This window comes from Niabella terrae (assembly GCF_054783135.1).
The window spans coordinates 1-11,653 of the sequence record NZ_BAAGRD010000030.1 but is presented as its reverse complement, the minus strand read 5'-3'; the positions used below and the strand labels follow the sequence as shown (position 1 = coordinate 11,653).

Genomic DNA, 11,653 nt, shown 5'->3' with positions numbered 1-11,653 from the left:
AAATCTTCTGATTTTCAGAAAGTTATGAAATTAGGCATTTCAAATCGTCACCGTGCTAAATTTCGACCAAACCTTTATCCATCAAGAGTTTCAAAGAACTAACTTTATTTTTTTCCGGACACTAATGATAATAATTTACAAATCGGTTCATAAAATTATTATAGTCCGTTTGACTTTGACCCAAGGATGCGAGAGGCTGTGCGAGTAAAAAAAGTATAATGTATTTCATCGGTGGTTATTTTTTTACTAAAATACTAATTAATGTCAATAGTTACCTTGCGTTGGTCATCGTTTAGTTTCAACCATCCTGTCATTAGTGTGTTGCTTTTTCATTAGTTTAACAATATAATCGTTCACTTTTGCAGGCGCCAGTGCCAGGTCGTGCATTAGCTTTTTCGGGTCTTCCTGCTTAATAAAGTCAAATATTTTTGATTCAGTTGCCGGGTCAACGTTTGTGGTGCCTATTTCTTCCAAAGCCTGAATCACCAGGCCGCTGATCTTACCAACTGTTCCGAGTTTCTTGGGAGCGGTAGCTTTAAATTTGATCTGCATTTTTCCCAGCTTAAATTGCCGGGGATTGCCATCGGTAATATAAACAAGTTTTGTAGGCACTTGTGTAGTAAGTCCTAAACGATGAAGAGCATAGGCCCCGGCCGGCCGTACTTTTATCTTCTCCTTTTTTGCGAGTAATTTAACTACGTCCTCTGCTCCCGGGTGAAGTTCTCCCAAAACCGGATCCGTCTTCGGAATATAATAAATACCATGGGCTAGGCGTTTTAATGTTCCTTCCTGGGCAAGCCTGGATAACGCCTTTTTAATGGCGCCTTCTGTACCATGCCCCCTAAAATCGGTAGGGAAGATCAATTCGCCTTGTTTCTTTTTACTAATACGGTTTTCAATATATGTATGGGTCTTCTCCATTTGTCACAAAATCATGAAAAAAGGTGACATTTTCCAATTTTGTTATGGAGCTAATTGTCACTTATATTTTAAAAAATGTGACAAAATATAAAGAGTGTTGCTGACTTATAATCGATACATTATCAGCACTATATATGAGCCTAATGCTCTGCAAGCATTATTAAAACCAAACCGTTCTTCTATGTAAAAATTCATACCGGGGGAGCAATGCCTGCTTTTGCCCTTTATAAAGCGGGCAGCGACTTATAATTATATGCCTTTGAATATAATCAAGCTCCAAACTTTAAAACTATATCTATTTGCATATAAAATGACAGGAGCCGTGCATAAATCACAAAATCAACGATATTTATCTTTAAAGAAAAGCTATTACGTTGTCTGAACAAGATATCAATAAAAAGATTGTATTATTTCGCTCCCTTTTTAAAGGTCGGGATGATGTGTTTGCAACCCGTTGGGAAATTCCATCCGGCTCAGGCAAGGAAGCTAAAGGCGGTTATATGCCCGCCTATTTATATGACCCCTACCGATACAGGGCGCATAAAATGAAAGGGGGTACTTTTCACAACTACACGGATAAAAAATATTTGCCGCTCACGGACGAGCAGCTCATAAAACATTTGAACGGTGAGCAATTAGTAGGATTATATCCGCTATTACCGGATAATACTTCATGGTTCATTGCCGCAGACTTTGATGAACAAAATTGGTCATCCGACAGCCAAAAATTTATTGAATGCTGCGCAGCTAAAAAAATGCCGACGTACCTGGAACGCTCCCGCTCAGGAAAAGGTGGGCATGTATGGGTATTTTTCAAAGAACCTTATCCTGCGATCAAAAGCAGAAAAATTTTCCTGTGGCTCCTCAATGAATCCGGAGCGGTTTCTGTTTTTGATAAAAACTCAAGCTTTGACCGGTTATTCCCAAATCAGGACAGCCTTTCCGGAAAACGACTGGGCAATCTGATCGCATTGCCATTACATAAGACGGCTTTAGATCAGGGAAACAGTTGCTTTATTGATCCGCAAACCTTACTGCCATTCCCTGATCAATGGGATTTCCTATCCGGAATTCAAAAGGTGGACAGTGAAGCGCTGGATGATGTCTATCATTCGATATCCGCTGGAAAATCAATTGCTGCTACTGTTAATCGAAAAGAATCTACCGATCATCTAATAATATCCTTAAATGAAAGGCTGTATTTAAACCGATCGGCGATGCCTGTTCCACTTATCAACTTTCTTAAAGAGGAATTGAACTTTGCGAATACGGCATTCCTCATCAAAAAGAAGATCGGGAAGAACACATTTGGCACAGAGCGGTATTTTCGGTTTATAGAAGAAAAAGAAAGGAATGTTATCATACCCAAAGGGTTTGCCGGCCGGTTGTTGCGATTTTGCAGAAATGCCAATATCATTTTTAGTTTTGAGGACCATAGAACGAAGAAGACTTCGGCTCTCTTTACTTTTCAAGCCGGGTTAAGAGATTATCAGAACCTGGCTATGGAAGCTGCTGCCAAAAAAGATATGGGTGTAGTTGTGGCCCCACCGGGTGCCGGTAAAACAATCATTGGTTTAAAGATAATTGCAGAAAAACAGCAGCCTGCTTTGATCGTTGTGCACCGGAAACAATTGATGGATCAATGGATGGACCGGATTGAAGCATTCCTTGGAATACCCAAACAGAAAATCGGGAAAATTGGCCAGGGGAAATCAAAGATCGGGGAACATGTTACGGTTGCTACCGTTCAAACTCTGGCAAAAGAATTAGCGAAAACAGAAAGTGCTGAAATAAAAGATTCGTTTGGAACGATACTGATAGATGAATGCCATCATATTCCCGCAGAAAGCTATAGAAACACCATCCAACAGTTCAATAGCTATTACTTATATGGCTTTACAGCAACGCCTTTCAGAAAATATAATGACGGTAGGCTGATTTTTATTCACCTGGGAGAAATTATAGCGGAAATATCTGCTCAACAAACCGGCAGACATAAACAGGCCTCCATTGTTGTGCGGAATACGGATCTGGATGTGCCATACAATCCCAAAACGGATCGGTTTGAAACATTGTCAAAAATCCTCGTACATGATTCGGGCCGTAACAAACTAATTTTACAGGATATTACTAATGAGCTGAACAATGGGAAAAAAGTAGTAATTCTTACGGAACGAAAAGAGCATATTGATTCTCTGCAACAATACCTGAAACAATCCTATGAGGTTATTACATTAAGTGGTGACGATAAGGAAAGCAGTCGCGCGTCCAAATGGAAACTATTAAATACCGGCAATTACCAGGCGCTAGTAACGACCGGTCAATTCTTTGGTGAAGGAACAGATCTTCAAAACGCCAACTGCTTATTCCTGGTATATCCTTTTTCTTTTGAGGGGAAACTCATACAATATATAGGAAGGGTACAGCGATCCGAGCTTACTCCTGTGATATATGATTACCGTGATATTAAAATCGACTATCTGAACAGGATGTTCCTGAAGCGTAATACTTATTACAGGAAACTGATTCGCCAGACAAGTTTATTCGATGACCCGGTTGAAGAAGCCGTTCCTGTTTCTGAAAAAAAGACAATTGTGACGATTGATAGAGAAATAACTGTGCCGATTGAATTACTGGAATTCAGATATGGAAGCATTGCTTTTACATATACGACTCTCGCAGACACAAAAATGGAATTTGAAGTGCAGCATGATGATATGCGGCCTGAGTTTGAGGTGCTGAAACCTTATTTTATAAAAGCTCTGAAATCTAAATATATAAAAGTGGCCATTTACGCGGAATTGGAAAAGGGACAATTGGTAGCACAATTGGCCTCCTCAGATGATATCAAAAAAATAGACCGACAAATTATTGAAGGCGTTAGGTTTCAATTCATCGCTAAGCCGCCGTATGGAAGGGCAAACCCAGGGAATAAAAATGACCTAAACCAACAGTTACAAACGAAACATCCCTTATATGAATCGGGGGAAGAACTGCTGGAAGCGGCATTAAAATATAGTCAGTTCAGGCATCACAAGCACCTTCGCTATTTGTCCGAAAATCATGCAGGGCATTTGGTGAAAATTCGATTTGCATTACAACCATTTTCTTTTGTATTTCTTCTGGAAGGCGCAGCGCATTTTCATATTATCCTGGAAACGCTTGATACAGAAGAGGCCAGCTACCTTTGGCAGGTTCCAAAGATAATTTCCGAATTGCCGCGAAGGTTAACGGATATTGACCGAGATCTGGACATTATTCGGAAGCAGGGACGGCAAGGATTTTTAACCGCCCCACCGGAAAACTTCAGTCGGGTATTGCATGATTATTCCGATGATCAAAAGGGATTTATCCTTTGGAAACATGCGTTGGAAGAGCGGTTGGTTTAAGAAGGGTTTTCCGTGTTTATACTTTTCCGATCAAAACGCTTTGTGAAATTTATTGAAACTTAATATTGGCGCTCGTTTTATATTCTCAGGAAGTCCCTAAATAGAATTACAGGGGATGAGGATTGGATGTTAGGATGTGCTATTGCAAATGACCTTCGCCAGTGGTAAAATTATTCTACATTCAAAATAATTCGTCTGTGCTTCTTCTCAACTGAATTTAATATTATATCTTTAAATGTATGATGCATTTTATGATAGTGCTGATTGTGCTTGTCGCATAATAAAAAGCAGTAGCTAGGTACAACGGTTAAAATAATGTTTGTGACGATTTTAGATTGTCGCTGTGAATACTTAGGAAAAAAGTCAAGAGAATTAATACTAGCCATATTTATCTTCTCGGCAGTATGGACATCTCTGCACAAAGTTTTGTAAGCATTGTGTAGTTTATCCAATTCTGATTTAAATGGTTCATTTAAAAAATAAGGTAATTTTTTAACTTTATCAAAGAGTCCAAAAACGCTTTTTTCTCTGTCAATATTCGGAAGGTAATACAAAGTAAACCCTTTTAAAAAGCACTCAATTGAGCTTCTTAATAATAGTTTAGCCGATTTATAATTTCCAGTGGCTATATGAAAAAGGCAAGTGATTAAATCGGAATTTGCTTCTTTTAGATAGAGATACTCTTTTTCTTGTACGGAATTTTCAAGCCCAGAAATTAGAACAAAAAAGCTTAAATATTTCTTATGAAATATAGATAAAAGCTCAATATACTTAGGCTCTGTTAACAGATTTTTTAAATTCTGTTATATATTTTTTTAACTCCTTAAAGTCATCATTTATTATTCTAGACATACTATTTAAGAGTTCTTATTACTTCATTCCAAGAAAACCCAGTTTCTTTTTTTGCTTGTTTTATCTTATTTAAGCTACTCTCATCAGAAAAAACATCTTTTAAATATTTGTAAAGTTCATTTAGGTTTTTACTATTCGTATTTGAAACTTCGCAAACTATCCAGCCAATGTATTCTGTTCTAGAGCGTTTTGCAGCTCGACTCGGTTTTAATTGTAAAACCATTTCAGCAAAATCTAATAGTTCTCCATTACTCTTAAACAAGTCATTATCTTGTAAAATTTTGGGTAAAACACCAACCAAATATGTCTTCCCTTCTCCGCTCGTAGGGAAATTGATTTTTGAATGAGCTAAATCATTACGCTCAATACCTAAGTTTCTAATAGTGATTGAAACTTCTTTTAAAGAAAGTTCTTTATTACTTTCAAGAAGCCACGAAAGTTCCTCTATATAATTAGCAATTTGAATTAATTTATTTTTTGTCATCTTATTTTGCCTTTTCAATTAGTTCCTTCACAATATTTAATAATGATGACTTTAAATTGGGGTCATCGGTATCCAGTATGAATTTTTTTTCAAGTTGCAATTTAGCTATTTCTGCTCTTTTGGGTAAATGTTTAGTAAATAGCAATTTTTTCCATTTTGGGTCGTTGTTTACAAATTCAAGAGCTTTTTTATAAATTATTGAGTCATCCCTTTCAACCATAGTAAAGACTAAACCCAAGCAAGAAATGTCAAGGTTATATGCATCTTTTTTTTGGTCTACAATATTTTCTAACAAGTCAATACCTACAAAAGACATTGGGTCTGGCTTAACTGGTATCAAATAGTAGTCACTTGCAATCAAAGCGCTTGTCATCCAAACAGAAGGTGTGGGTGGTGTGTCTATTAAAACGTAATCATAATTTTCAACTGAATTTATTTCCTGTAAATACTGTTTAAGTTTATTTTCTTTACCTGACCCTGAAGCCATTTCAAGTTTATACAATTCCAAATTGCCAGGAAGTATATGCAAATTATCTGTCACTTTATGCGGAGAAATATCTTTGAAAGCCTTAATTGAAGATTCTGAAATGCCACTAACAGTACTAATCTTTCTTTTTACAGTGTCATCAAATATTTTTAAGATGGATTCTTTACCAGCGTTTAAATATTCTACATATTCCTCGCCAGAAAATAGACACTGCGTTGTGTTAAACTGAGGGTCTATATCTATTAACAGTATTTTTTTATTCTCTCTTTTGCTTAAAAAGTCAGCTAAATTTATTGTAAGTGTTGTTTTACCAACCCCTCCCTTCATATTTATAAGTGAAACGATTTTCATATTGTGTCTAATTATTTATTATCACTAACTTAATAATATACTAAATTTAATTACTAAGTTGCTTTTAAGAATCAGCATTTCATGGTTAGTGATACTTGAGATATTGTATATAGTACTATCAGTTTTTAAACGTTTATATCTGTTTATAAAGTCTATGTAACATCCTCATTTTGAGGTAATCGTTTAACTCGTATTCATATTTGGTTGCTTTGGTATGGGTTAAAGATAAAATATAAATAATTTTTTAAAAGGGGTATTTTTCCCGACGCTAAGGTAGTGGGGTATAGGGATGCGTTGTTCCGGTTTTCCGTAAAGGGCTTAAAATGAATAAGTAAGCAAAAATGAATTATTTTTATAAGTAAATTAATCTGGTTGGAAATAATGAGGCTGCAAAGGTTATTTAGCCAAATAAAATGAAGAAATAACGAAACCAGAATTAACTCGTGTGAATTATGACAACTCAAAGCGAACAAATATTAGAGAATGGATTGATAAGTACCTTAAAAGATAATGGCTACGAATATATAGTATTAAAAGAAGAAGAAAACCTGTTTGCCAATTTTAAAACGCAGCTGGAAAAGCATAACAGAAAGCAGCTCGGATTAATAGGAAGAAAACATTTTACTGAAAAAGAGTTTGAAAAAATATGTCTTCATTTAGAGGGTGGTTCCCGCTTTGAAAAAGCGAAAAAGCTAAGGGATCTTTACCCACTTGAAACCGAAGATGGCGAGCGTGTTTGGATTGAATTTTTAAACAAAAATAAATGGTGCCAGAATGAACTTCAGGTTTCTAACCAAATAACAGTTGAAGGACGGAAGAAGTGCAGATACGATGTTACGATTCTGATAAACGGACTACCACTTGTTCAGATTGAACTGAAAAAAAGGGGCATTGAGCTAAAAGAAGCCTATAATCAGGTGCAACGCTACCACAAAACCTCTTTCGGAGGATTGTTTGACTATGTACAGTTATTTATAATATCTAATGGTGTTAACACACGCTATTTTGCTAATAACCCTAATGGAGGATATAAATTTACTTTTAACTGGACGGATGCCGAAAACCTGCCATTTAATGATCTGGAAAAATTTGCCAACTTTTTTTTAGAAAAATGCAACCTTGGCAAAATGATTAGCAAATACATCGTATTGCACGAAGGAGATCGATGTTTAATGGTGCTGCGTCCTTATCAGTTTTACGCTGTTGAAAAAATATTAGATCGCATAGAAAATACTAATAAAAATGGCTATGTATGGCATACCACCGGTGCCGGAAAAACACTAACATCTTTTAAAACCGCGCAACTAGCTTCAGAAATTGACGGAATTGACAAAGTTGTTTTTGTGGTGGACAGAAGGGATTTAGATACGCAAGCAAAAGATGAATATGATGCTTTTGAAAAGGGCGCAGTTGATAATACGGACAGCACATTTGAACTTATTAAACGACTTAGTGGAAAGTCAAAAATTATTATTACAACCATTCAAAAGCTAAATAATGCAGTAACAAGAGATCGGTACAATAAACATTTGCAAAAAGTGCGGGATCAAAAAGTGATAATGATCTTTGATGAATGTCACCGAAGCCAATTTGGCGAATCTCACAAAAATATCCGTAGCTTTTTTAATAATTTGCGAATATTTGGTTTTACAGGTACTCCTATCTTTAAAGAAAATGCAAATGAGCACACAACAGCAGAAATTTTTGGTGATTGTCTGCATCGCTATTTAATTAAGGATGCAATAGCCGACGATAACGTATTGGGCTTTTTAGTTGAATATTATAAGGGCAAAGATTCCGCAAGCGATGATTTTATGAGTGATGCCCGAATGCGGGAAATAGCAAAGTTTATTCTTGCAAATTTTAATAAATCAACTTTTGATGGAGAGTACAATGCAATTTTTGCAACTCAATCGGTAACAGCCCTCCTAAAATATTATAAACTATTCAAGGAACTTGATCCAAAAATCAGGATTGGAGCTGTGTTCACTTATAATGCGAATGAAAGTCAGGACGATGGGTTGACAGGATCTAACCAGGGTTTTGAAAAAGAAACTGTTACCGCCGATGAGCTCCAACTCATTATTGACGATTACAATAATATGTTTGGCACAGGTTTTTCCACAGAGAATTTTGGCACCTATTATGACGATGTGAATCAACGGATGAAAAAGAAGAAACGGGATATGCAGCCGCTTGATTTGTTGTTAGTGGTAAATATGTTTCTTACCGGGTTTGACGCAAAAAAACTTAATACGCTTTATGTAGATAAAAATTTAGAATATCACGGATTGATACAGGCGTTTAGTCGAACTAATCGTGTGCTAAATGAAAAAAAACGCTTTGGAAAAATTGTTTGTTTTCGCAACCTGAAAAGCAATGTGGACGAAGCCATTAAACTGTTTAGTAACAATCAACCGAATGAATTTATTGTACGGGCAACTTTTGAGGATGTTAAAAATGAGTTTAAGGAATTAGCAAAGAAATTCAAAGAAAAATATCCGGATGTACAATATATAGATACACTACAAAGCGAATACGATAAGCGGGATTTTATTTTAGAATTCAGAGAACTTATCAGAAAAAGAGCAGAGATACAAATTTATGAAGATTTTGATGCTGATGATTCCTCTCTTGGAATGACAGAGCAGGAGTTTATGGACTTTAGAAGCAAGTACCTGGATATTGCAATAGGGCCTGTTACGCCTCCAGAAACTCCGCCTGTTGTAACTGATGCTCCTGAAGATTTTGGAGATAAACCCAAGCTTGATGAAATAGATTTTTGTCTAGAGTTATTGCATAGCGATGTGATTAATGTTGCTTATATTTTAGAACTTATTGCTGATCTAAATCCTGAAAGCAAAGACTATGAGGAAAAACGTAAGCAGATTTTGGATACCATGATTAAGGATGCTGCAATGCGGAATAAAGCAAAACTAATAGACAGTTTTATTCGCCACAATATTGATAACGATAAGGATGCCTTTACAAAAGCAAAGGCCGATGGCACAATGGATCTTGAATCAAGGCTTACCAATCATATTGCCCAGGCAAGACAAAAAGCCGTAGATTACTTGGCGTATGAAGAGGAGATTGATTCCGAAGCCCTCAGCAATTTTATTACTGAATACGATTATTTGCGACGAGAAAAAATAGAGTTGCTTCAGGATGCGGTAAAGAAGAAAAATGCAGGATTAAAGGAGCGCAGAACGATACTTGAAAGAGTGTTGAGAAAATTGCGGGATATTATTGACACTTTTAACTGGGACTAACATTGATTTAATATTTATTATTGTTATTTTATGAGTGAAGAATTACAACAACGGCTGCGTGCACAATTGTGGATGGTGGCTAATACATTACGCGGCAACATGTCTGCAAGCGATTTTATGTATTTTTCTCTGGGATTTATCTTTTATAAATACCTTTCTGAAAAGATTGAATTACATATAAATGAAGAACTGGAAGCCGATGCCCTTAATTTCAAACAGGCTTGGGCAGGTACGGACGAAGAGTTAAAGGAGGCAATTAAGGAAACCTGTATGCAAAATTTGGGGTACTTTGTACAACCTGAATATCTTTATTCCACCATCATAGAATTGATCGGAAAGAAGGAAAATATTCTACCGAATTTGGAACGTTCGCTAAAACGTATTGAAGATAGTACTATTGGGAAGGACAGTGAAGAAGATTTTGGAGGATTGTTTTCTGACATCGATCTGGCCTCACCGAAATTGGGCAAAACCTCCGACGATAAAAACAGATTGGTGAGCGATGTTTTAGTAGCTTTAAACGGTATTGATTTTGGATTGAAAGAGGCATCTGATATTGATATTCTTGGAGATGCCTATGAGTATATGATTTCGCAATTTGCAGCTGGTGCGGGCAAAAAAGCTGGCGAATTTTACACTCCTCAGGAAGTGAGTGAAATTCTGGCCGAAATTGTTACGTCCGGTAAAACAAGGTTAAAAGATGTATATGACCCCACTTGTGGCAGCGGATCCCTACTGCTGCGTACCGCCCGAAACGGTAAAGCAGATATAATATACGGTCAGGAAAAAAATCCAACAACCTTTAACCTTTGCCGTATGAATATGTTGTTGCATGGAATTAAATACAACGATTTCGATATCAGAAATGGAGACACCTTAGAAGCGAATGAATTTGGTGATCGTCAGTTTGATGCAGTTATTGCCAACCCGCCATTTTCTGCCACATGGACCGCTTCGGCAAAGTTCAACAATGATGATCGGTTTAGTATGCCCGGTGTTTTGGCACCGCAGTCGAAGGCGGACTATGCCTTTATCCTGCACATGCTATACCACCTAAATGATCAGGGAACCATGGCGTGTGTGGCTCCTCATGGTGTACTATTCAGAGGCGCTGCCGAAGGTAAAATTCGCCGTTTCTTAATTGAAAAGAAAAACTATATTGACGCCATTATTGGCCTGCCAGCTAATATATTCTATGGGACCAGTATTCCCACTTGTATTATCGTAGCCAAAAAGTGCAGAAGAGAAGATGACAATATTCTTTTTATTGATGCGAGTAAGGGATTTGAAAAAATAAGGACACAAAACAAGCTACGGAAAGAGCATATTCAAAAAATTATTGAGACTTATCGTAATAGGATAGAACTTGAAAAATACAGTCATCGCGCTACCTTAAAGGAAATTGCCGATAACGACTACAATTTAAATATTCCCCGTTATGTGGATACGTTTGAGGTTGAAGAAGAGATTGATATTCGTGAAGTGATGCAGGAGATCAAATCTTTGGAAGCTAAGCGTGCCGAACTGGATAAGGAGATTGCGGTTTATTTTAAGGAATTGGGAATTGCTTTTTAATTTTTTTAATCCTTAATGTTTTTACTAACGAAATTTGAATTATCGAGATGGCTAATAAAAAATTAAAAGTGGGTAACGTTCCCAATTTGAGATTTCCAGAATTTACGGAGGAGTGGGAAACTAAGAAGTTGGGAGAGATTTTGGAATTTAAGAATGGTATTAACGCTACAAAAGAACAATATGGTAGTGGATACAAGGTATGCTGTCGACGAACCCCTACAATGTTATTTGACGGGATTCTCGTAGTTCTGCGGTAACAGCTTATGCAGTTCGGTCATTTTGGTTTGATTGATATTCTCAAATAAATGAGTGAGCCATTTTT

The 11,653-nt window shown here is 36.6% G+C and carries 6 protein-coding genes; 3 read left to right on the top strand and 3 right to left on the bottom strand.

Features of this window, described 5'->3' with window-relative positions; genetic code table 11:
- Window positions 1-285: 285 nt before the first annotated feature.
- Window positions 286-921 carry an AbiEi antitoxin N-terminal domain-containing protein gene (locus ACYVI9_RS15300; protein ID WP_460766091.1) on the bottom strand — a complete coding sequence of 212 codons (636 nt, stop codon included), beginning with the start codon at window positions 919-921 and terminating at the stop codon, window positions 286-288.
- Between the two features lie 374 nt (window positions 922-1,295).
- On the opposite strand from ACYVI9_RS15300, the gene ACYVI9_RS15295 reads away from it, so the two are divergent.
- Window positions 1,296-4,310, top strand: a complete 3,015-nt coding sequence (locus tag ACYVI9_RS15295; RefSeq protein WP_460766088.1) for a TOTE conflict system archaeo-eukaryotic primase domain-containing protein — start codon at window positions 1,296-1,298, stop codon at window positions 4,308-4,310.
- A gap of 853 nt (window positions 4,311-5,163) precedes the next feature.
- Here ACYVI9_RS15295 and ACYVI9_RS15290 read toward each other — a convergent pair.
- Both ACYVI9_RS15290 and ACYVI9_RS15285 read right to left on the bottom strand, forming a co-directional pair.
- The gene (locus tag ACYVI9_RS15290) at window positions 5,164-5,646 is read right to left on the bottom strand and encodes a hypothetical protein (protein WP_460766085.1); all 483 of its coding nucleotides are present in this window, start codon (window positions 5,644-5,646) and stop codon (window positions 5,164-5,166) included.
- A 1-nt stretch (window position 5,647) separates the two neighbouring features.
- Window positions 5,648-6,484 (bottom strand): ParA family protein, encoded by an 837-nt coding sequence (locus ACYVI9_RS15285; RefSeq protein ID WP_460766082.1) that lies wholly within the window; start codon window positions 6,482-6,484, stop codon window positions 5,648-5,650.
- 452 nt (window positions 6,485-6,936) lie between these two features.
- Here ACYVI9_RS15285 and ACYVI9_RS15280 point away from each other — a divergent pair, with 452 nt between their 5' ends.
- Both ACYVI9_RS15280 and ACYVI9_RS15275 read left to right on the top strand, forming a co-directional pair.
- Window positions 6,937-9,756: a type I restriction endonuclease subunit R gene (locus tag ACYVI9_RS15280; RefSeq protein ID WP_460766080.1), complete on the top strand. Its 2,820-nt coding sequence runs from the start codon at window positions 6,937-6,939 to the stop codon at window positions 9,754-9,756.
- Between the two features lie 30 nt (window positions 9,757-9,786).
- Window positions 9,787-11,331, top strand: a complete 1,545-nt coding sequence (locus ACYVI9_RS15275) for a type I restriction-modification system subunit M (protein WP_460766077.1) — start codon at window positions 9,787-9,789, stop codon at window positions 11,329-11,331.
- The last annotated feature ends 322 nt before the right edge of the window (window positions 11,332-11,653 follow it).

What these genes read in the sequence shown, in the direction of transcription:
- ACYVI9_RS15300 (WP_460766091.1), bottom strand. Translation starts at nt 921, where the DNA reads ATGGAGAAGACCCATACATATATTGAAAACCGTATTAGTAAAAAGAAA.
- ACYVI9_RS15290 (WP_460766085.1), bottom strand. Translation starts at nt 5,646, where the DNA reads ATGACAAAAAATAAATTAATTCAAATTGCTAATTATATAGAGGAACTT.
- ACYVI9_RS15285 (WP_460766082.1), bottom strand. Translation starts at nt 6,484, where the DNA reads ATGAAAATCGTTTCACTTATAAATATGAAGGGAGGGGTTGGTAAAACA.
- ACYVI9_RS15280 (WP_460766080.1), top strand. Translation starts at nt 6,937, where the DNA reads ATGACAACTCAAAGCGAACAAATATTAGAGAATGGATTGATAAGTACC.
- ACYVI9_RS15275 (WP_460766077.1), top strand. Translation starts at nt 9,787, where the DNA reads ATGAGTGAAGAATTACAACAACGGCTGCGTGCACAATTGTGGATGGTG.